Source organism: Sphingobium sp. YBL2 (assembly GCF_000943805.1).
Classification (GTDB): Bacteria; Pseudomonadota; Alphaproteobacteria; order Sphingomonadales; family Sphingomonadaceae; genus Sphingobium; species Sphingobium fuliginis.
This window is the reverse complement of the sequence record NZ_CP010954.1, coordinates 799,671-821,752: the sequence shown is the minus strand read 5'-3', so window position 1 is coordinate 821,752 and position 22,082 is coordinate 799,671. Positions and strand designations below refer to the sequence as shown.

The following is a 22,082-nucleotide window of genomic DNA, read 5'->3' as shown; positions in this document are numbered from 1 at the left end:
TGACCCACCTTGCGATTATGTTTCGGATGTCAGGGGTGGGTCAAGATGAGGTTTTCTCCTTCCGGGTTTTGGGCTGCTGTGCCGAGCTGTTCTTGAACCTGAAGCTGTCGTTGCCGGTCTCGAGGATGTGGCAGTGATGGGTGAGCCGATCGAGGAGCGCGGTGGTCATCTTGGCATCACCGAACACGGTAGCCCATTCGCTGAAGCTGAGGTTGGTAGTGATGATGACGCTGGTGCGCTCGTAGAGTTTGCTGAGCAGGTGGAACAGCAGGGCGCCGCCTGAGGCGCTGAACGGCAGGTAGCCAAGCTCGTCGAGGATCACGAGATCGGAGTGGGCAAGCCTGCCGGCGATCTGACCTGCCTTGCCCTGAGCCTTTTCCTGTTCGAGCGCGTTGACCAGCTCGACCGTGGAGAAGAACCGCACTCGTTTACGGTGATGTTCGATGGCCTGGACACCCAGGGCGGTAGCGATGTGGGTCTTGCCGGTACCTGGGCCGCCGACCAGCACGATATTGTCGGCCACGTCCATAAACTCGCAGCGGTGGAGCAGGCGGACCAGCGCCTCATTGATCTCGCTGCTGGCAAAGTCGAAGCCCGTCAGATCGCGATAAGCCGGGAACCGCGCGGCCTTGAGCTGATAGGATACCGATCGCACTTCCCGTTCGGCGGTCTCCGCCTTGAGCAATTGTGACAGGATCGGCACCGCCGCATCGAACGCTGGTGTTCCCTGCTCCATGAGATCGGTGACGGCCTGCGCCATGCCGTGCATCTTGAGGCTGCGTAGCATGACGATGATGGCGCCGCTGGCGGGATCATGACGCATGGCGGTTCTCCCCGCGCAGCGCATCATAGCGTTCCACATTGGCAAGAGGCTCGCTGACCAGTCTCAATGCCTGGGGCGCCGTGACCGGCGGTGTCGCCAGCGGCTTGCCGTCGATCAGCCGGTGCAGCAGGTTGAGGATGTGGGTTTTGGTCGGAACACCGGCCTCCAGCGCCATGGTAACCGCGCGCAGTACGACCTGCTCGTCATGATGCAGCACCAGGGCAAGGATCTCGACCATCTCCCTATCGCCGCCGGGAGCGCGCAACAGATGGCGCTGTAACCGCTGGAAGGCCTCGGGCATCTCAAGGAACGGCGCGCCGTTGCGCAGGGCGCCAGGCTTGCGCTGGACGACCGCCAGATAATGGCGCCAGTTATAAACAGTGCGTCCCGGCCCATCATGGGATCTTTCGATGATGCGCTGGTGTTCGCACAGCAACTGCCCCTCGGCCACCACGAGGAAGCGGTCGGGATAGAGCCGCACGCTGACAGGGCGGTTCGCAAAGGACGCCGGCACGCTGTAGCGGTTACGCTCAAGATGGACGAGGCAGGTCGGCGAGACCCGCTTGCCATACTCGACAAAGCCATCGAAGGGCCTGCCCATCGGCATCAGGCTTGCCACCTCCTCGGCCCAGGCATCAGCGACAGAGCCGGGTTCGATCCCGTGCGGGATATCCTGCCATAGCGCCTTGCAGCGTTCCTCCAGCCACAGGTTCAGGACATCGAGGCTTTCCGCTTGCGGCGTGGGTTGCCACAGGCGATGCCGCGCATCCTGGACGTTCTTCTCGACCTGGCCCTTCTCCCATCCCGCTGCCGGGTTACAGAACTCGGCCTCGAACAGATAATGGCTCACCATGGCCAGGAAGCGAGTGTTGACGGTCCGCTCCTTGCCGCGTCCGACCTTGTCGACCGCAGTGCGCATGTTGTCGTAGATGCCGCGCCGCGGCACCCCGCCCAGTACGCGGAACGCATGATTATGGGCATCGAACAACATCTCGTGGGTCTGAAGGAGATAGGCCCGTACGAAGAAGGCACGGCTGTAGCTGAGCTTGAAGTGCGCCACCTGCAGCTTGGTGCGAACCCCATCGATGATCGCCCAGTCCTCGCTCCAGTCGAACTGGAACGCCTCACCTGGTGCAAACGACAGCGGCACAAACGTGCCCTTGCCGCTCATCTGCTGCTGGCGGCGATAATCATCACGCCAAGCACGAGCAAAGGCGGCCACACGACCGTAGGACCCATCAAAACCCAAGCTCACCAGATCGGCATGCAACTGCTTGATCGTGCGCTTCTGCTTGCGCGAGCGGCCCATCTCTCGCCTGAGCCAAACCGTCAGCCGCTCGACGAACGGGTCCAGCTTGCTCGGCCGCTCGGGCACCTTAAACCGTGGCTCCACAGTGTCCGACCGCAGATACTTACGCACGGTATTGCGGGATAGACCGGTGCGCTTGGCTATCTCCCGGATCGACAAATGATCGCGGTAATGCCAGCGCCGGATGACGCTCAATAATGCCATGTCCAACACTCCATGGTCCCCCGCTCAAAGCCAGGGACGTGTTCAAACATGGGTCACTTCTCAGTGGAAATTACTGGCTACCTGGAGTGGGCCCCTGGGGTCGGACAGGTGGGACCATAATGATTGACCGTGGGTTTGGCTTTTGGAGAAAAGCCAATGCGACACCGTTCCCACAGCATGGAGTGAAGCGCCCCGGGTTTTCAGGAGGCTCCAACTTATGAGAAGGAGCATCCGTGATGAGCAAGACGACGAACAAATTTTCACCCGAGGTACGTGAGCGGGCGGTCCGTATGGTCGCGGAGCAGCGGGCCGAGTACGGCTCGGAATGGGAAGTGATGAAGTCGATCGCGGCGAAGATCGGCTGCTCGCTGGAGACGCTGCGCCGCTGGTGCCGCGAGGAGGCGAGCCGACGAGCGGGACCAGCGGCGCTGGCTGCCGATGACCGGGAGCGCCTGAGGGTACTGGAGCGCGAGGTCAAGGAACTGCGCCGGGCCAACGAGATTTTGCGCAAGGCATCGGCATATTTTGCGATGGCGGAGCTCGACCGCCCCGGGAGATGATGATGGCGTTTATCGACGCCCATCGCGAGGATTTGGGGATCGAGCCGATCTGCCGCGAGCTGGCAATCGCCCCTTCCTCTTATCGTGAACATGCCGCGCGCCGCGCCGATCCCGGAAGGCGTCCGGCCCGTGCCCGGCGCGATGAGGAGATCAGGGAGCAGATCAAGCGGGTCCATGAGGCCAGCTTTGGCCTCTATGGCGCACGCAAGGTCTGGCACCAGATGCGGCGTGAAGGCATCATGGTGGCGAAATGCACGGTAGAACGGCTGATGCGCGCCATGGGGCTGGCGGGCGTTCGGCGTGGAAAGAAGACGATCACCACCGTCAGCAACCCGAAGGCGCCGTGTCCGTTGGACAAGGTCAATCGGGCATTCCGCGTCAGCCGGCCAAACGCCCTGTGGGTCGTCGATTTCACCTACGTGCACACCTGGGCGGGCTTCGTCTATGTCGCCTTCGTGATTGACGCTTTTGCCCGGCGGATCGTCGGATGGAAGGTCAGCACGTCAGCCACTGCCAGCTTCGTTCTGGATGCCCTGGAGCAGGCGATCCATGCCCGCAGGCCGAGTCCACGGGATCAACTGATTCATCACAGCGACAGGGGAGTCCAATACCTTGCCATGAATTATACCCAGCGCCTGGCCAAAGCGAAGCTCGTCCCCTCGGTCGGCAGCGTCGGCGATTCCTACGACAACGCCTTGGCCGAGACGATCAACGGCCTTTACAAGGCCGAGGTCATTTGGCGACAGCGATCATGGCCAACTGCATCGGCGGTCGAAATGGCGACACTGCGCTGGGTCGATTGGTACAACAATCACCGTCTCTTCGGACCTATCGGGCACATCCCGCCCGCTGAGGCCGAACACAATTACTATGCAGCTCTCAAGAACCTCGATATGGCTGCATAACACAAAAGAAACTGCCTCCTGAAAACCCGGGGCGCTTCAGAGGCAATCGAGGCGCAACTCCGGGCCTCGACCCGCACTCTGGAGTTAAGGGCTGCGTCAGATCCGGTTTGCACGCGTTTGATGACGGTGCCTGGCGTGGGGCCGATCACCGCACTCACCTATACAATGAGCATTGAGGATCCCCGGCGCTTTGCCAGAGGCGAGGACGTCGGAGCGTATGCTGGGCTGGTCCCTCGACGAAGCCAGTCTGGCGAACGTGATACGCAAGGGCACATCTCCAAGGCTGGCGACCCTATGTTGCGCCGCGCGCTCTACGAAGCTGCCAATATTATCCTGTCGAGGGTGAGGCAGCCATTTGCGCTACAGCACTGGGGTAGAAAAATGGCGGAAACCAAAGGCCCAAAGCGCGCAAGAGTCGCAGTCGCACGGAAGCTGGCTATATTACTCCATTGCCTTTGGTTGAACGAGACCGAGTTCCGCTGGGTCTGACCCGGCGTCCCGCTCCCGATCAGCCATGCCCGGACGATCTCGTCACAAAAGTGGAGGGCTAAACCTCGTTTGGGCCCAGAGACGTCCACCCACTACCGATAGGCCGCGATCATGAGGCACAGACGATCGGCTCTTCCAGCTGTCTGATGACCCCGAAGACAACCGTTGGCAATCGGATGAGAAAATGAGCTGCCATGCGAATATCAATTAGACAACATTTCCGATGCTCGGCTTTGGAGCAACTGCAACGAGAAGCTGACATTGCAACGTTCGAAGCAATTGCGCATTCACTTGAGGTGGCTGGGCAATTCAAACTATCATGATGCGTTATATGAGGATTCCAGCAAAGGCTTTGCCTTCTCGAAGTCGGCAAGGGTCGTGATCGTGATTTCCAGGTCGCCGGTTCCGAAATGCCCGATCGATTTCACGTTACGAGTGAAGCCCTCCTCCAACTGGATCGAGGCCGGATCGACCTTGACGTAAACGAGGAGTTTGCGCGCCTGATTGCGCAGTTCGACGCTCGCAAAGTTCTTGATGCGGCGAAAGGCAATGTAATAGGCGGTCGTCTTCGCTTCGACATCATCCCCCAGCGCCAGCAGAAAATCGGAAATCAGGTGATAGAGGTCCAGGAGCTCCTGTGGAGCTTCGGCCAGGTGTTCGGAAATCGTCTTGTAGTTCGGCTTGGCGCCGGAGCCGGCGGCGGGTGCCACAGGTGCATTGGGCTGTTTGGCGCTGGCAGAGGTCAACTGCTCAAGCAGGAGTAGATCACCCTCGAACCGCCGGTATCGGATAAGCGCAATGTTGCGGTTCATCTGCTTGACCGCATGTTCATCGTACTTGCCGAAATCACCTGCAATGCAGATCAGCCTCGGGCCGGACCAGTCGACCGCCTTGGCGACTTCCGCGCCGAGCTTTTCAAGGACCAGCCATTCGAAATCCTTGCGGTGGCCCATCAGCCAGTCGAGATAGTAAAGACCCTGGTTGATGACGTTCTCGTTCGACGAGCGCTTGTACTCGATGACCACGGGGCTATTGTTTTCATCGATACCGAGCGTGTCCATCCGCCCGCCCTCGTTGGTCGAGAACTCGCTGGCGAGGAAGCGGACTCCGATCAGCGCGTCGAGATTCTTCTCGAACACCGTTTGCAGCGACTTTTCGAGTGCCATCGCACCGCCGGCCAGTTCGGTGACCTGGGCCGGCCCCAGCCGATAGAGCTTGATGTCGCTCATGCCGCGTACCTCCCATCTTCAAGCCTTCGCGCCATGCCGATGCCGGCGAGTGCTTCCAGCACCGGCCGCACGGTCGCGGCGCGTTTGCCCTTGAAAGCACGTGCGACATCCTGCGGAGCGAGCGGCGCCGATGCCGTCGCAAGCACCTGCTGCACGGCACTGACCTGCTCGGGAAGGGCGTTGGGCCAAGGGATGACGTTGTCGGGCACGGCCGCCGCTGCCTCGCCGAAATCAAGCGTCTGGGTAACCGGCGCCTTGTATTCGGGAGCTTGGTATTCGGGGCGCAGCCAGCGGATCAGGCCCTTGGCTTCCTCGGCCACGCGCTGCTTGTTTAATGCGACGAGGCCGGTGAGAATATCCTCGTCCGAAAGATCGGCGGGCCAGCCATAGGCCTCGGCGACGAGCGCATCGATCGCGTCATGGTGCTGGCTGATCAGCGTGACCAGACCGCGATCGTGAATATCGCGCTCGGCCACCGTCAACGCGCGGCCTTCGCGTAGGGCTTCGAGGACGTTGTAGAGCTTGGTGAGGGTAAGGTCCGCGTGCTCAGCTAGTACCCGCTTGCGAAGGCTGTCGAGCGCCTCCGCCTCAGCGCGGATGCGGGCTTTGCACGGTTCGGGGACGTTGACCGGGAATGGGAAGGGATCGAAGCATTCACCGACGTTGTAGTTCAAATCATTCCCAACGCCTTGACGAGCACCCCAGGCGGTGCTCCAGATGGAGTGCAACCGGGAACTGAGGATGGCCAAATAGAGTGCATCTTCAAGGGCTATTGCCACCAACCGGCTCTCGGCGAGTTAGCGTCCGCGCTCGTGGTGTAATTTCTGGTGTAGATTGAGATGATCGCATGGGGTGGGGCATGCCCCACCCCATGCGATTTCGATCTCGGTGGCCACCGGGCTCATCGGTAAGGTGGAGTTACCACACTTCACACGCCCACCGAGGAGTTGATCCCGATGACCGACGACAGACTACCGCTTGCCGAGCTGATGGCGAAGACTGGAGATGGAGATTTCCTGCGCACGATCGCCGAGAGCGTATTACAGATCATCATGGAGGCCGACGTCGATGGCCTGGTCGGCGCTAGCCGACACGAGCGCTCCGGCGACCGGACGACCTGGCGGAACGGCTACCGCGACCGCAGCCTCGATACCCGGCTCGGCACGCTCAACCTGAGGATTCCCAAGCTACGGACCGGCGCCTACTTCCCTGGCTTCCTGGAACCCAGGAAGACCGTCGAGAAGGCGCTGGTCGCGGTGATCCAGGAGGCGTGGATCGCCGGCGTCAGCACCCGGCGTGTCGACGAGCTGGTGCAGGCCATGGGCATGACCGGCATCTCCAAATCCTCGGTGTCCAAGCTGTGCAAGGATATCGACGAACGTGTCCATGCCTTCCTTAAGCGGCCGCTCACCGGCGACTGGCCCTACCTCTGGCTCGATGCTACCTACCTCAAGGTGCGCGAGGGCGGGCGGATCGTCAGTGTCGCCGCGATAATAGCCGTTGCCGTCAACACCGAGGGCAAGCGCGAAATCGTTGGCCTTCACATTGGACCCTCCGAAGCCGAGCCATTCTGGTCGAGCTTCCTCAAGGACCTCGCACGCCGCGGACTGACCGGCGTGAAGCTGGTCATCTCCGATGCCCACGAGGGCCTCAAGGCAGCGATCACTCGCGTGCTCAGCGCCACCTGGCAGCGGTGCCGCGTCCACTTCATGCGCAATGCCCTGGCCTACGTGCCCAAGGGCCAGAACACCGTCGTCGCCGCTGCCATCCGCCAGGTCTTCCTCCAGCCCGACCATGCCGCCGCGACACAGGTCTGGCGCCAGGTCGCCGACCAGTTGCGTACCCGCTGGCCAAAGCTCGGCGCCTGCATGGACGATGCCGAGCACGACGTGCTGGCCTACATGACCTTCCCCGAGCAGCACCGCGTCAAATTACATTCCACCAATCCACTGGAACGCCTGAACAAGGAAGTGAAGCGCCGCGCCGATGTCGTCGGCATCTTCCCGAACGAGGATAGCATCATCCGCCTCGTCGGCGCCGTCCTGCTGGAGCAGAATGACGAATACCAGCTCCAGCACCGCTACATGCAGATCGAGGGCATGGCCGCCCTTGCTACACCAATGATCGAGGAGGCACAGCCGCTACAGATTACACCCAAGGCCGCCTGAAAATGCAGCCCGCTGGCCACACCCAATTCTACACCACATTGACGGACGCGACCCTCGGCGAGGGTTTCTGCAGGCACGAATGCGAACATTCGATGTTTTGCTGTGCGAGCTGTGACGATGAAGCGCTTCAATCCAGCAAGAGCAAGGCGGAGTTCGCTTCGAGGCTCTCCGTGAACCCACCAATTATCCCGATAGGTCTTTCTCGAATTGATCTGCCTTTGGGGAAACACAGAGTTTCGGAGATGTTGGTAGATTCGGGGGAAGGCAGTTTGAAGCGCCTGCTCATTTAGGCCGAACGCATCGATGGCGAACTGCCTTCGCTCGCGCCCAGTGAGGTCGCGGCCGCTCAGATACGGCCGGAGCACTTTTCCCGATTCTGGTTCCGAGGCCAGATACACCTCGGCCTCAGCAGGCTCCAGAATGAAGCCCTGTCCAATCAACGTGGAACCTAAAGACGCAAGGCCATTGTTCGCCTTAAGCTTGCCGGTCTGAAGCAGGCTTGCGCCCACTCGTAAGTTCGGCCCAATTTCACCGACTTCGTCGGCAAGTTTCTCAAACCCCGGAGTCGCGCTTTCTTCAAGGACAGTTACGAATCTTCCCTTACCGGACCCTCGGGCAGTTACCGACATCGCGACGCGTACCGCAGCGGAACCTGCCTCGTCGATCCAGGGGTGATCGGCGATACCAAAGACTATGTGAATTTGATCGGCGTGTGAAATGTGGTGCGCCACGACACGTCGATTGAATGTCTGCGTCAGCGAGTTGGTGGTAATAAATCCAAACCGTATTGCTTGTGCACTTCGCACCAATTTTGCTGCAATTTCCCACCAATACATTACGAAGTCGATGGATTGTGGGGCGTCGTAGCACCGAAAAATGGCATCGACATACTCGCCACCCAAGCGGTCTCTCATCCGCTTGTTGCCGATGAACGGCGGGTTCCCGACGATGAAATCCGCCTTGGGCCACTTGGCCGCGCGGGGCTTCACGTAGCGATACACCACGACCCGCGCATCCTCGTCCGGCACCTTGCGGCCGGTCACCGGATGGACCTTCATCGTCTCACCATCCCAGCGGGTCACCGGATGGCCGTCCTCATCGCGCTCCAGCACCTTTTCGTCATAGTCGATCAGCGCGTCGCGGTTTTCGATGGTGCGCACGTCGCGCAGGATCGGCTCGGGCGGGGCGCGGTCCGCGCCGTTCACTCGGAAATGCCATTGCAGGTAGCCGATCCACAGCACCAGCTGCGCGATCGCGGCGGCGCGCGGGTTGATCTCGATGCCGAGGAAGTTCTCGGGCGTAATCGTGTGCCCGGTGATCTCGGCCACATACTGGTCATCACCCAGCTCTACCAGCAGGTCGAGCACTTCGCCCTCCAGCTCCTTCATGCGTGCCATGGCGACATAAAGAAAATTGCCTGTGCCGCAGGCGGGGTCGAGCACTTTGGTCTGCGCTAGGCGCGTATGGAACGCCTCGACATGGGCGCGCGCCTCTCCAGCCTTGCCTTCGTCGATCAGCGTCGCGGCGGCGCCGCGCACGCCGTCCCAGTCGGCGCGTAGCGGCTCTATGATGGTGGGACCCACCAGCCGCTCGACATAGGCGCGCGGGGTGTAATGCGCGCCCAGCTTGGCGCGCTCCTTCGGGTTGAGCGCGCGTTCGAGCAAAGTGCCGAAGATCGCCGGTTCGACTTCGGTCCAGACATGTTCCCCTGCCTGGATCAGCACCTCGAGTTCCTCGGCGTCGATCGGGATCGCGCTGCGGTCCTTGAACAGGTAGCCGTTGAACTGCCGCAGCGGCACGCCGAGCGCAGGCGAGAATTCGCCCTTGTCCATCGCTGCCCACAGTGCGGAAAGCTGGTGCTGGAGGTGCTCGGGATGCTCGCGCTGCCCCTTCAGCAGGGTGGTGAAGCTCTTGTTCGGGATCAGCCCCGTGTCCTCGGCGAACATCGTGAAGAGCACGCGCATCAGGAACCCGCTGGTCGCCTCGGCATTGTAGCCGCGCTTTTCGATGCGGCGAGCGACGGTGGCCAGCAGTTCGGCGATATCGCGGGTAACGCGCGCGGCCTTTGTGGCGGGATCGAGGCCCTTGGGATCGGTCCAGATCGCGCGCAGTCGATCGCGCACGTCCTTCTCCGCCAAGTCCTCTAGCATGATGCGGTAGCGTGCCCGGTCGGGGAACTGGGCGTAGGCCTTCCCGGTGCCGGTGAAGTCTGCGTAAACTTCAATGCAATAGCCAATGTCGGCCACCAGCAGAAACGGCGGCCAACCGTGCTCGACCGGCAGCGCCTTGGCATAACGCTCGGCCTGCCCCTTGGCCTGGACCATCGCCCGTGCCCAGCCCGGCGAGCCGCGCCTAGCCATGCCGCGCTTCATGCGGGCGCTGGCGGTCTGGCCGAACAAGTCCAGGTCGTCTTCGCCCCGAGCGGCCGCCGCGCGGTCGGCATCGCTGCCTTGCTTCGCCTCAAGGATGAAGCTGTCGCGCTTGTAGCAGTCGATCCGACCGAAGCTCTGCGACCCGTCGCCATTGTCCTGAAAGACGCGGCGTTCGAAGACATAGTCGTTGTGTGCATCATCGGCGCGGCTGCCCGCCGGAGCGTCGACGCCGATCAGGGCGCACAAGCCGTTGATGAAACTCTGCGTATTCGCGAGTTCGGAACCGCCGGTTTCGCGCCAATCGGCGATAAACTCTTCGATTCGCTGCTGTTCGTCGTGATCCCCCTGCATGATTTCCGTTTAAGCGGTTCAATCGAGACAGGGCAATCGGAAAGCACTGGCTCCGTCATCGGATAAGTTCAACCTACAATATTCGGGTATGAACGAAGCGGCATCCACGCACGCGTGCAGCGGTGAGGAAACTGATCTTATCGCTGAGGATGCTTCGCACGGGGGCCAACTCGCAGCAAGCCAACTTGTTGAGGCAAAAAATAAAAACAAAGAGACTGCAGGCACCATCAGCCTGAAGCCGTATCTTTGGTCCCGGAAAATCAGGAATGGGTTGTTGAAAGTCTTCAGAGGACCGCCATCGGTCGGCGGGAAGTGGGACTTTCCCGAATTTCGGCTTCGGAGAAACCGACTCAACAAAGCAGCCATTCACCGACCTGTGCGAGCCTCATGCCGGAGGCGGCAACGCGCCCAACCTTGCCGTTCGACTGGGAAATCAGTGAGCCCATCAGCGGACATTCTGCCTATGACTGGGGTTGGGACAATCCTGGCGTTCCAGAACGATAGTTCTCGCCAGGAGACGGTGATCGCTGGTATCGAGGCGGGTGCCGTCCGCGAGGCCGCCGACCTCGTCATCACCCTGAGCGCCGCCGAGCAGCGGCGGCTCCTCGACTATATCGTCAGGCCGTATAATTTCTTCGAACATGTTGACCGCGATCCGCTGGCGACGCCAGAGGAGGACGACATCGATCCGGACGGGGTGATCGGCCATGCGCTGACCGCGCTGACGATGATCAGCCCCGGCGAGCCCCTGCCCGATACGATCAAGCCCTATCTCGAGCGCCATGATCCGCTGGGCGAAGTGCGGTCCTGATCCGGCAAGGCTTGAACAGGCCATGGAAAACCGTTCGTCGACCCAAGTCTCTGGCGTTGGCGGTCGGTGCCGCTACAAGCCTATCTTCTTGATACGATGGAGCGAAAACGAACGACGACGAGTCGCGGGGGCGAAAACATGTACATTTCGGAAATCCATGCGAGGGGCTTTCGGTGTTTCAGCGCCGCGCGACCTTTGAATATTCAGCTGTCATCGGGCCTCAACATCCTGGTCGGGCCCAATGACGCCGGCAAGAGCGCGATCGTCGATGCGGCTCGTTATGTCCTGTGGACGCGCGGCGACGATTATATCCGCCCCGACCTGCATGATTTCCATGTGGCCGCAGATGGGACGCGCGAGTGCGACTTTGTCGTGCGCTGCACCTTCGACGATCTCAGCCCCGAAGAGGAAGCGCGTTTTCTCGAATGGTGCACCAATGAGAAGGGCAAGCTGCGCCTACATGTCTGCCTGCGCGGGTTGCGGCGTATTTCCTCCGGCGGCGGCAGCGTCATCTCCAGCCAGCACCGCGCGGGCGCCGAGGGCGAAGGCCTTCCGCTCGACGGCGAGCTGCGCGAATATCTCAAGGCGACCTATCTCAAGCCGCTGCGCGACGCCGAACGCGAGATGCGGGCCGGCAGGCGCTCGCGGCTGTCGCGCATCCTTGGCGCGATGCCGGCGATGGGCGCGCAGAACAAGCCGGCGGCGCTTGGCGCGCCCGCCACACTGCACGACACGCTGACCGCCGCCGACATTGAGGTGCGGGCCAATCCGGCGGTCGGGGGTGTCGCCAGCAGCGTCAACAGCGACTTTCTCGACAAACTGTCTTTTGTCGACGACCCCCTGGTCGCGACCCTCGATCTTGGCGCGGGGGGCTCGTTCGACCAGATTCTCGAGCGCTTCGAGCTCTACCTAAACGCCAAGGTCGGCGCCGAGCGGGTGCAGCGCGGCCTGGGCTACAACAATCTGCTGTTCATGGCCGCCGAGCTGTTGCTGCTCCAGTCGCATCCCGACCAGGTGCCGTTCCTGCTGATCGAGGAGCCCGAGGCGCACCTCCATCCCCAGCACCAGACCCTGTTCATGGAAGTGCTCGCCGCGCGCGCCGCCAAGCCGGACCCGGCCAAGGGCGAGACCCATCAGCAGGTCCAGGTTCTGCTCACCACCCACAGCCCGCAGCTGGCCGCAGGCGCCGAACTCGAAACCATGACGATGATCGTCGATCATCGCGCCTTTCCGCTCGGCGCCGCCCATACGCGGCTGGGCGTCGACGACTATGAGTTCCTGCGCCGGTTCCTCGACGCCACCAAGGCCAATCTGTTCTTCGCCCGCGCGCTGATCGTCGTCGAGGGCGATGGCGAACATCTCCTCCTGCCTGCGATCGCCGAGAAGCTCGGCCGGCCCTTGAGCGCCCACGGGGTTTCGATCGTCAATGTCGGCCATCGCGGCCTGTTCCGCTACAGCCGGATCCTGCAGCGCCTCGCCGGCGAGGCGATCCCGGTCCCGGTCGCGCTGATCCCCGACCGCGACATCCCGCCGCCCGAGGCCAAGGCCCTGGTCGGCGAGCGCAAGACCGAGAATGAGCTCAAGCCCGAGGAAATCGCCGCGCGGCTGAAGACGCTCACGCGCGACATCGGCGATCCGGTCGACGCCTTCATCGCCGACAGTTGGACGCTGGAGTTCGATCTCGCCCTCCAGCCCGAGCTCGCCCAGAGCGTCTACCGCGCGGTCCGACTGGCCAAGACCAGCAGCCGCAAGCCCGCCTTTCTCGCCAAACTCGTGGAGAGCGCCGACAAGACCTATGCAGGCTGGCTCGAGGCGGGCCTGTCGGCGACCGAGATCGCGGTGAAAATCTACCAGCCCGTCCACGACAAGGAGGCCTCCAAGGCCGAGGTCGCCGAGCAGCTCGCCGCGATCCTGCGCCAGCGCACCGACACGGCCGAGCAGATGCGCGAGCGGCTGCCGGCCTATCTGGTGCGCGCCATCGACTATGTGACCGGCGGCTATGTCCCGGGCGCGCCCGCTTTCCCGGCCAATCCGGCGGACGCGGAGGAAGAGGGCGATGAGGATGGCGAGGTCGGGGTTGCCGGCGAAGAGGCGGCGGGAGCCTGACGAGGATGTTCGAGATACTGCCGCTAACCCCGGAGCTGCTCGCCGCGCTCGGCGACGAGCTTGGCGGCTGCGATTTCACCGATCAAAGCCAGATGGACTTCCTGGCCAATGCCGCGGCTTGCGACGTGCAGGCCGCGCCTGGCAATGGCAAGACCACGCTGCTGGCGGCGAAGCTCGCCTTGCTCTCACGCAACTGGACGACCACGCGGCGCGGCGTCTGCGTGATCTCGCACACCAACGCCGCGCGCACCGAAGTGGAAGATCTGATCGCGCGCCATCCAACGGCCGCGCGGCTGATGGCCTATCCGCATTTCACAGGCACGGTCACCGCCTTCATCAACCAGTATCTGGCCTTGCCCTATCTGCGCGGCCTTGGCTGGAACCTCCGCCAGGTTGATGACGATGCGTTCGAGGCCGAGGCGCTGCGCCGCTATCCGTCCTTCTGGGCGCTGAAGAACCAGGCCAAGAAGGCTGGCGCCACGGTCGAGCGCTGGGTCGCCAGGCTGACCCTCGATCCGGCGTTCGATGCGGAGGGAAGTGAGCCCGACAGCATCGCCGTCCAGCGGCTGAAAGGCCAGCACGGCGCCGACACCGCTTGCGGACAGGCCCTGGCGAAGCTCAAGGCCTCGATGGTGAAGAGTGGTCTCTATCGCTACGCCGACATGACCGCGCTCGCCTGGCGGGCGCTCGCCGAAACCCCAGCGCTGGCCGCACGGCTGCGCGACCGCTTCCCGCTCGTGATCCTCGACGAGGCGCAGGACACGCACGGCGACCAGCTGCGGCTGCTGGAGCATATCTTCAAGCATGACGACGCGGCGTTCCAGCGCCTGGGCGACAGCAACCAGACGCTCTATGAGGACGATGCGGCCGCCCCGGTCTACTGGCAGCCGGCGCCGGGCTGCATTCCGCTCGACACCAGCAGGCGCTTCGGCGGCGAGATCGCCGCCTTCGCGAGCCAGCTGACCGTCCGCCAGACCCAGACTATTGTCGGTGTTGGCGAAAGGCCGGGCCTGCGCTTGATGGTCCTGTTCGATGAGGCGACGATCGGCGGGGTGCTGGGCGCCTTCGCCGAGGAAGCCGAGGCGCTATGGGGTGCCGATAGCGGCGCGCGCGATGTCTGGGCGGTCGCTTCGCGGCACAATCGCCCGAAGAAGAAGGGCGCATGGCTGCCCCGCAGCCTGGTCGATTATCATCAGGACTATCGCAGCGAGAGCGGCGCGCGGGCCAAGGCCAATCTCCTGTGCCGCCAGCTCCAGAAGGCCGCGCTCCACCATGCCGCCGGTCGCCAGCCGGCGGAGATTGCCGAGATGCTGGCCGCAGCGATGGCGGGTCTGGCGCGCGCCCATGACATCAAGGCGGCCCACGATCGGCCGGTCACCACGCAAAATGTTTGGGCCGCGCTCCGGCATCGCGACCCGGCGACGCCGCGCGCGGTTCGCCGCCTGCTTCGCGACCAAGTGCTGGTCGGGACAGCGGCCTGGGACGAGGCCGCTTGGCTGGACCTCCTCGAATCGCTCCTGCTGCACTTCGCCCCGCCCCCTGAAGCGGCCGCGCAGAGCATCGCCGATTTCTGCGAGTTCGTTGCCGAGGAGAAGGCCCAGGCCGCCGACCCGGAGCGCCGCTCGACCAAGCAGGTGCGGATAGGGGAGGTGACGCTTCGGCTGGGCTCGATCCATTCGGTCAAGGGCAAGAGCGTGGACGGCATTCTCGTCGTCGAGAGCGAGGTTTGGAAGGGCGTCGCGGGCAAGGACCAGTGCATCGATCTGAGCACCGTGCTGCCGCGCGCCTTCGGCGTCGCCCCTCAGCCATTGGAGGGGGTGGCGCTGACCGCCGCAACCAATGTCTTTGTCGGCGTCACCCGACCAAGGGAGCTCTTGGCGCTGGCGGTCCGCAAGAGCCATGCGGGTGCTTTCCTCGCCCAGGCGCAGGCGCAGGGATGGAAGCTGGTTGATCTGGTCGATCGTGACCCCCGGCCTGGGGCGGGAGGCTAGAGGGCGCCGTCCGGCTTGCCGGTTTGCGTCGGGGGCGTGACTTTTCGATAGCGAAATCCGCGGGTGGTGTGCGTCTCGAACGCATAGCCTGCCCAATCGAGATCCTCGCTCAGGAAATCGTCCTCGGCCAGCAGATAGCGCGCGCTGCCGTGCAGGAACTGCGTCAGATATTGCCGGTTGACGACGCGGGCGATCTGTGGAGGAACAGGGTTCACGCTGAAACCGGCCGGCCCTCCGGCGATGAGGAACGCGCCCCAGTGCGGATCAAGGGTGAGCCACCAAGTCCGCAGCGAATTGAACATCGCGCCGAAGATCGAGTCGTTGCCGGGTTCCGAAACCCGGACTGTTGGATTGGTCGACGTGCGAAAGCGGGCCGATGTGTGGCAGACCATCACATTGATCGCGCTCGCGTCGGGCGGCAGCATCCGGTCCATGGCCCCGGAGCGGAACATCTCGTGCGCCGCTCCCGGGGTGGCGGTGATCCAGTCATGCATGTCGCGTTCTTCGTCGGTCAGCTCGTCCTCGAGCGCGCCGGCGAGATAGCGTTCATGCTGGCTTTCGATGAAGCGCAGCATCTCCAGGTTCCGAAGCTGCAGGTGGCGGGCGAAGCCGTAGAGCGGCAGGCGGTCGGACGCGTCGAGGCTGGCGCATTGGCCTGCGCTGATCTTGCGCCAGGTCGGGCTGTTGGAGAAAGGCGTCTCGATCTCGCGGTTGATGTCACCCTCGATCGACGCGGGCGCGCCGGCGTCGTCATAGTCATGCAGCCGCTCCTCCCAGCCGATGCCCTCGATCGACTTGCGATCGGCGACGACGACATCGCTGTGGCGCTCGAGCGTCATCACCTTGTGCGCGTCGTCGGCGCAGGCGAACTGCCGCATGTAGAATTGTGGCACATAATGATGTTTGATCGGAGCGTTTGCCGCCACGCTCAGTCGTCCTTGTCCCTGAGATCATCAAGACTGCAATGGACCATCCTCGGCTGGATCGGCGGCCAATTGACAGACTTGAATTTGGCTAGTGCTTCTTCGCCATACGTTTTCTCAACCTGTCTCGCCCAGGCGATCAGCCCACGCACATGGTGATACATGCTCGAAACCCCCGTTTTGCGGGAGAGAGCGTGCTTTTGCGGACCATGCTGTGGAGATGTGAGATAATACAGGTGGAGCCTGATGTTATCTTTGAACTCCTTCGAAAGCCTTGGCTCTTTGCCGTCCACAAGCATACCCAGCACAATACGGCGCGCCCCGGGCCCCCTGATAACCGTCTTGCGGAGGTTCGGACGGAACCCGGAGCTGTTGAGAATGTGGAAAACATTCCGCTTCAGTTTCTGAAGGTCGGCCAGAGCGTGATCATTAGGGGATGAAAAAGCTAGATCATCCGCATAACGAGAATACCGAAACCCAAATTTCTCGGCGAGGGCGGACAGGCGCTGGTCAGTCATGGACATAGCAAGATTTGCCAACATAGGGCTCGTCGCGGCTCCTTGAGGAAGATACCCCTCAAAGTCACTCCGATAGAACTCGATCGGGCTGGGATGCGGTTTTGGGTTTCGGCTAGGTCCGCGATTGCAGGGAATGGTGCAAAGCCTCCCTAGCTCGAACGCCAGGAGCTTGGGAAATCCAAGCCGTGAAAAAATGGAGGCGACCGTTCCCTCGCTGATTGAATGGAAAAAATCCTGAATATCAACCTTTAGCAGCCATTTGGTGTTTGGGTGCTGTTCAGCCGCGAGAATGGGGGATGAATCCGGATGAAAAGCAAAGCTCGCGGGGTGCGCGCTCGTGTACTGAAGAACATTCTGAACCAGCCAATTTTGAACATGGGCAAGGCTTTTGGGTGGGATCGAGATCCTGCGCATACTTGAGCGACCCGGAATGCGCTTCTTTAGGAAGATCGTGCGGTACCCTACGCGCTCTTGGCGGGCGACTTTCCTGCGCAGAAACAGGAATGGCAATTCGGTCAGGACGGACAGGTGTCGAAGCGTCAACACTGGCGTGATGCGCGGATCTGTCGCGCGGATCCGCGTGATTGCCGCTATGGCATTGTCTAGTGTCTGAGAATCAATGCCCTGCCGACGGCCGCCGGATGCATATCGTTGAGGACTCGGAACAGGCATCTACTTCGACCCACCATGGTGGGTGGGACAGCGAGTATCAACCAAGACCCCGCCCGCAGAGACTCGCTGTCTCACGCAGTGCGAAGGTCCTGCTCCAATGTGTGGACCCCGGAAATCCTGGACCCCGGCTCCCCGAGGGAACCGTCGCCGCTTGCACGGCGCATTTCTAAATGCTGTCACCGAGCCCTCAACTGCGTTGGATAGTAGTATGGTTGCTCCTCCGAGGGAAGCTCAACGATCTTCGTTCTGCGCACTTTCAATCGGTTGAGTTCGCGTCGGCCCAGCGGCGTGATGCTGCAACCCGCAGTGGTCCAGTGCGCAATTTGCGTGAAAACGAGAATCTCCTCGACTTCGGCCAGAGGGAGATGCGTGCGGGCCGAAGCGGTCGCGGCATCGCGAGCCCCGTTCTCCAGCGCTGTGAGGACGAGCATGGTCTCGATCCAGCGGCGCTTGGCGGGATCATCAAGGAAGGCTTTTGCGGCTCGGATTTTCAGCTTTTCTTTGGCCTGTTCAGCGAGCACGTCAGCATCGCTGTCAGGAAAATGCATGTCAGCATCAAGCGCGCTGCGATTATGAAATAGAGGCTTCCACCCCCGGACCGTGCTGTGCAGCAGCGATGGGGAATTGTTGGGCATCCCGTGCGAGAATGCGATGAGGGCCGCGCCTCCGTCGAAACCAAAGGGGTATTTTAGATTACCAGGGTAGTCTTCGCACAGCTTTTGAACCGCTCGCATATCCTTCCCATCGAAGGCGGTCCATATCACGGGGCAGGAATGAGCAACCCCCATAATGGGTTTTGTCCGATGCGATTGGACCCAGGAAAGCCCGGCGGGCGTTCCCGAGAAGGCGACGACAGCCAAGCGAATTTTCTTGAGGGAGTGCCAACTCTTAATCGTGGCGACCTCGTAAAATGCCTCCAGCATGTTCCACACGCGGGTTCCTGAACCTATAAAATCGGTCACAACGACGATGTGGCTTGGCCGAGCTTTCCGAAGGGCATCCGGCCCAGGGTGATTGAGCACGCGGTTGCCGTGGAGGCGCTCATAGCTCGTGATGAAATTGGCGATTAGGCCTTCGCTGCCAACCTGCTGGTCTTTCGGATTCACTGTAACTGGCGGTACACCCGGTCCAAGCGCGCGCCCTGTTGCGGTCCCAGGAAAAATTGGAAGGATTTTGTCCTCGAAATATCCAAACGCCTCGTTCTTGACCCTCTCTTTTTCAACCGCTCTTTCGGCGTAAAGTGCGATCGGTCGATCCATGTCAGCTTCGTTGCGACCGGCTGAGATCTTATCAAGCAGCTCCCGCAGATTCCGACCGAAGGCGTCCTTTCCAACCAGCATCACGGCATCGGCAAGACGACCAGCGACCTCACGGTCTTCATCCTTGAACTGTTTGAGCCAAGGCTGGGCAAAGTCGCTTTTGGAAATGGTCATGGTCGCGCAACCATTTCAACAATTGCCACACCCTCTCCGGCGTCGGGGCTCCCTCGTTCGATGCGATCAACGATTGAGCCTAAGAATGCTCCGAATGCGGTCAAGCCGAGCCCTTCTGCAAAGTTCGATTTCATTCCCATGGTGAAGGAGATAAACAACTGTTGAGCAAGTTGCCAAGTGAGCACGACTAACTTCTGTTCAGGATTCTGTACATAAGGATCTCACATGCAAAATCTGAACCGCACCGATTTTGCCGGAGGGGTTTACTTCGGGAATGCCGAATAAACGAAGGCCCGCTTTCGGCGGTCACGAAGGGAGGCGGGAACGGCAATATTGTTAGCGGGCCGGGCCGGCAGGTAAAGACTGAATGAACGTCAGGTATCGGCCTGAGCCGACCTACTCCGCATCTCATCGGAATGGCGTATTGTGGTCGGGAGCCGCCGCCGCGTGAATGTCAGCTACCTCTCAGACCCCGCTCCGAACCAGACGGTCCCCTACCGGCCAATCCTGGGAGTGCAGAATGGGAAAGCAGACCGACTGCATCTGGGAACGGAAAATTCACGGCTGAAGGGCAACAAAGGGTCGGCCGCAGAAGCCGTATTGCCGTTCGGGCGGAATAACTGCGAGGCGCTCAGTATCTTCGTCCAGAAGAAATAACCCTATAGCTCACATCGCCGTTCATAGGCGCAGTAAAACGAAGTGCCTCCGGTTTCACTGGTCGAATTTCGTGGGGTATTATTAGCGTATGCATCTCATGCAGACTTGACTTCACACAGAAATCATGTGGAGTGTTGCGCAATGCCGCTGTGCCCTAGAGCCTAGGCAGAAGTTGAACGTAAGATTGATTTTTAAACTGAAATAGGAGAGTATCCATGGCACTTAAGCCAGGGCCAAAGCCGATAGCAAAATCAACAGGGAAGCCGGACCAGCGCCGCCGTGATAACAAGACCACTCCAGGGAATACGCCGTCCCTCAAGCCTAGTAAGTCTAGCAATCCCCCAAAAAAGAAATGACAGAGGGTTCTCTTTTATTTCCCCTTTTAATGCTGCGGGCTGATAAATTCTAGGGTGGATGGCCGGTCTTGGAATGGAAAGGCCGGTTATTTCGATTACGGCTAAGCCTTCTCGGTCGAGGCAGCTTGGGCATGAGGCCGCAACGCGCCCGGCTTCCGCATGCGGCAAGGGAAAGCTGCCGTTCTGCTCCTGGTGAGCCGAAATTGGCCACTGAACGGCTAAGAAGGGTCGACCTCTACCCGGGACGATGCGATGCAACTGCGGTCACGAGGCACAATGGCGCCGTCACGACGAACTATCGAGCAAGAATTTTTTTCGAATTTCATAGCCGAGCGCTTCAATGTTTGGCGCGCAATGGATTGCATAGCGTTCAGCGACAATGTCGATATTGCCCTTGCGCCAAAATCCGTCCGGACAGCATAAGATCAACCTGCCGCTGCTGGCATATAGGCCCATTTCCAACAGGCTGATCGGTGCCAGGGATTCCGGCGCCAGATAGAGCGCAATGATATCCGCCCGATCGAGACCACTCAGTTCCCATTCAACCTGATGCCGGAATGTGGGATCGTCTGCCTCGGCACGCCAGCGTTCGTCCCAGAGCTTGCGGCGGGGGTTGAATATCGTCACGGGCAGGTCGGCCAGCAGGGCTATGATTTCAGCCTGCCAGTCCGGGGCGTCTCCCTGGTCGATGCTTCCGGCCAGGAATATGCTCGGCCGATCATTGCCGATCGGCAGCGGCGCCGGCGGCGTCACCACCAGCGCCTGCCCTTGAACGCTGCCCTTCATGCGGCCGCTCTTTCGCGGATCTGTTCAAAGTCATGGCGCACCAGCAACGCGCCATTGCGCCATACCGGGACCAGCAGGTTCTCCGCCGGATCAATCGCGTCCTGTCGTGCGGCGACGAGCTTGCCGTCGCGCACGACCGTGGCCTGACGACCGGCCTTGCTGGCCTTGGCCATGTCGGTCGCGGGACGCTTGGCAATGTCGTGCCAGATACCCCGATCGTCCTGCATGGCGTTGGCCTTCATGGCGAAACCCAGAGTGTCGCGATTGGCATGCTGCAGCAGGCCGCCGCCCATGCCGAACGCGATATTGTCGATGGCAAAGCCCTCCTCGATCAGGCGGGCGGTCAGCCGCGCGATGCTGTCCAGCGTCATGCCATCGCCCTGGATCACCCGGACATGGGGATCGAGCAGGCGAAAGCCCTTGCCATTGACGGTGCCGCCAAAGGCATCCCACAGCGTCTTTAAGGTGCGAACCGGCGTCTCCACCGGATCGCCACTGTCGGGCCGGATGACCAGCGTGCCGCGATAGCGCAGGACTTTCTCCTTGAGGCTGCCGCCCCAGATATGGGCAAGCGCATTGTCGAGGTCATAGCTGTCGGATACGACCGCCACCAAAGTGCCGTCTCCCTCGAACCGGTCGAGCATATTGGCATAGGCGGCTTCCTCGCGGTCCCGGCCCCAGCTCGTCATCGTGCTGTGCTCTGCTGCGGGTATGGAGAAGCCGGGCATGGTCGCCCCATAATAGCGCCGGGCGGCGAGCAGGCCCTCCATGGTGTCGGTACCTGCGAAATTCACCAGATGCGCCATGCCACCCAACGCCGCGCTCTCTCCGGAGGACACGCCGCGCGCGCCGAAATCATGCAGCTTGAAGGGCAACTGTCCTCGCCAATCGTCGGATGTCCGTTGCAGCGCCTCGCGGATCACCAGCTTCACCTGCCGGCTGATGGTGGCGACCGTCGTCGGGTACCAGAGCGCGCGCAGCAACGCCGTCTCGATGAAAGTGGTGAGCCAGGGCATGGTTGGGTCGGTATTTTCGACCTGCATTACCGGAACGCCGACCGGCACGATCATGCCTTCCGGCAATGCCCTGATCTCCAGCGGCAGATAGCCGCCATGCTGCCTCAGTATGGCATCCCATCCCGCACGGTTGAACGGCACGCCATGGGCGGCGCAGATCGCTTCGGCTTCCTCAATGTCCGCTGCCATAATCGGCTTGGCCAGATAATCGATCAGATAGGCCTGCAATCCGAAGAACAGGATATCCTCGGCGCATTTGTTCGGTCGCGCCTCGGCATAGGCGCTGATGATGCGCGCTTCCGGCGGATATTGCAGAAAGTGGCTCTGCTTGTAGCTGTCGGTCGCCAGGATGAGATTGGTCATGATGTGAACTCCTCACATTTTCGGGTCCGGCGGGGCTCCC

At 61.5% G+C, this 22,082-nt stretch carries 16 protein-coding genes and 1 other annotated feature; of the genes, 6 read left to right on the top strand and 10 right to left on the bottom strand.

Annotation, left to right across the window (positions count from 1 at the left end; all coding sequences use genetic code 11):
- Nucleotides 1–40: 40 nt before the first annotated feature.
- Both istB and istA read right to left on the bottom strand, forming a co-directional pair.
- Nucleotides 41–823 carry an IS21-like element helper ATPase IstB gene (gene istB, locus TZ53_RS03935; protein WP_044660488.1) on the bottom strand — a complete coding sequence of 261 codons (783 nt, stop codon included), beginning with the start codon at nt 821–823 and terminating at the stop codon, nt 41–43.
- Nucleotides 813–2,336 (bottom strand): IS21 family transposase, encoded by a 1,524-nt coding sequence (gene istA, locus TZ53_RS03930; protein WP_044660487.1) that lies wholly within the window; start codon nt 2,334–2,336, stop codon nt 813–815. Before istA ends, istB begins: the two co-directional genes overlap by 11 nt.
- Nucleotides 2,337–2,572: 236 nt before the next feature.
- On the opposite strand from istA, the gene TZ53_RS03920 reads away from it, so the two are divergent.
- Both TZ53_RS03920 and TZ53_RS27895 read left to right on the top strand, forming a co-directional pair.
- A protein-coding gene (locus TZ53_RS03920) for an IS3 family transposase (protein ID WP_157009771.1) occupies nt 2,573–3,801 on the top strand; the annotation gives its coding sequence in 2 pieces (ribosomal slippage) (nt 2,573–2,861 and nt 2,861–3,801; 1,230 coding nt in all).
- Nucleotides 2,854–2,970: a sequence feature (AL1L pseudoknot), on the top strand. (Overlaps the previous gene by 117 nt.)
- Before the next feature lie 120 nt (nt 3,802–3,921).
- Nucleotides 3,922–4,290 (top strand): IS110 family transposase, encoded by a 369-nt coding sequence (locus tag TZ53_RS27895; RefSeq protein ID WP_052628087.1) that lies wholly within the window; start codon nt 3,922–3,924, stop codon nt 4,288–4,290.
- A 317-nt stretch (nt 4,291–4,607) separates the two neighbouring features.
- Here TZ53_RS27895 and TZ53_RS03910 read toward each other — a convergent pair whose 3' ends face one another.
- Nucleotides 4,608–5,519: a DUF5655 domain-containing protein gene (locus TZ53_RS03910; protein WP_044660485.1), complete on the bottom strand. Its 912-nt coding sequence runs from the start codon at nt 5,517–5,519 to the stop codon at nt 4,608–4,610.
- The gene (locus TZ53_RS03905; protein ID WP_052628086.1) at nt 5,516–6,193 is read right to left on the bottom strand and encodes a hypothetical protein; all 678 of its coding nucleotides are present in this window, start codon (nt 6,191–6,193) and stop codon (nt 5,516–5,518) included. The genes TZ53_RS03910 and TZ53_RS03905 overlap by 4 nt, the downstream gene beginning before the upstream one ends.
- A gap of 282 nt (nt 6,194–6,475) precedes the next feature.
- Here TZ53_RS03905 and TZ53_RS25925 point away from each other — a divergent pair, with 282 nt between their 5' ends.
- Nucleotides 6,476–7,687 carry an IS256 family transposase gene (locus TZ53_RS25925; protein ID WP_011950834.1) on the top strand — a complete coding sequence of 404 codons (1,212 nt, stop codon included), beginning with the start codon at nt 6,476–6,478 and terminating at the stop codon, nt 7,685–7,687.
- Here TZ53_RS25925 and TZ53_RS03895 read toward each other — a convergent pair.
- Nucleotides 7,600–10,410 carry a class I SAM-dependent DNA methyltransferase gene (locus TZ53_RS03895; RefSeq protein ID WP_197565234.1) on the bottom strand — a complete coding sequence of 937 codons (2,811 nt, stop codon included), beginning with the start codon at nt 10,408–10,410 and terminating at the stop codon, nt 7,600–7,602. The two genes, TZ53_RS25925 and TZ53_RS03895, sit on opposite strands and share 88 nt — an antisense overlap.
- Nucleotides 10,411–10,930: 520 nt before the next feature.
- Here TZ53_RS03895 and TZ53_RS03890 point away from each other — a divergent pair.
- From TZ53_RS03890 to TZ53_RS03880, 3 genes are all read left to right on the top strand, one after another.
- Nucleotides 10,931–11,221 carry a hypothetical protein gene (locus TZ53_RS03890; RefSeq protein ID WP_044660483.1) on the top strand — a complete coding sequence of 97 codons (291 nt, stop codon included), beginning with the start codon at nt 10,931–10,933 and terminating at the stop codon, nt 11,219–11,221.
- A 66-nt stretch (nt 11,222–11,287) separates the two neighbouring features.
- Nucleotides 11,288–13,327, top strand: coding sequence for an ATP-dependent nuclease (locus TZ53_RS03885; protein ID WP_157009770.1), 2,040 nt, complete (start codon nt 11,288–11,290; stop codon nt 13,325–13,327).
- Nucleotides 13,328–13,332: 5 nt separating this feature from the next.
- Nucleotides 13,333–15,318 (top strand): UvrD-helicase domain-containing protein, encoded by a 1,986-nt coding sequence (locus TZ53_RS03880; RefSeq protein ID WP_044660482.1) that lies wholly within the window; start codon nt 13,333–13,335, stop codon nt 15,316–15,318.
- Here TZ53_RS03880 and TZ53_RS03875 read toward each other — a convergent pair.
- The 5 genes from TZ53_RS03875 to TZ53_RS03855 form a co-directional block, all read right to left on the bottom strand.
- A complete protein-coding gene (locus TZ53_RS03875; RefSeq protein ID WP_157009769.1) occupies nt 15,315–16,196 on the bottom strand; it encodes a hypothetical protein in 882 nt (293 codons plus the stop codon). The two genes, TZ53_RS03880 and TZ53_RS03875, sit on opposite strands and share 4 nt — an antisense overlap.
- A 50-nt stretch (nt 16,197–16,246) precedes the next feature.
- The gene (locus TZ53_RS25920) at nt 16,247–17,431 is read right to left on the bottom strand and encodes a reverse transcriptase family protein (RefSeq protein WP_084694312.1); all 1,185 of its coding nucleotides are present in this window, start codon (nt 17,429–17,431) and stop codon (nt 16,247–16,249) included.
- A 176-nt stretch (nt 17,432–17,607) separates the two neighbouring features.
- Nucleotides 17,608–18,864 (bottom strand): phosphoribosyltransferase-like protein, encoded by a 1,257-nt coding sequence (locus TZ53_RS25525; RefSeq protein ID WP_052628083.1) that lies wholly within the window; start codon nt 18,862–18,864, stop codon nt 17,608–17,610.
- A 1,298-nt stretch (nt 18,865–20,162) separates the two neighbouring features.
- A complete protein-coding gene (locus TZ53_RS03860; RefSeq protein WP_044660480.1) occupies nt 20,163–20,663 on the bottom strand; it encodes a nucleoside 2-deoxyribosyltransferase domain-containing protein in 501 nt (166 codons plus the stop codon).
- Entirely contained in the window at nt 20,660–22,042 is a 1,383-nt protein-coding gene (locus TZ53_RS03855) for a nicotinate phosphoribosyltransferase (protein ID WP_044660479.1), read from the bottom strand. The genes TZ53_RS03860 and TZ53_RS03855 overlap by 4 nt, the downstream gene beginning before the upstream one ends.
- Nucleotides 22,043–22,082: the final 40 nt, after the last annotated feature.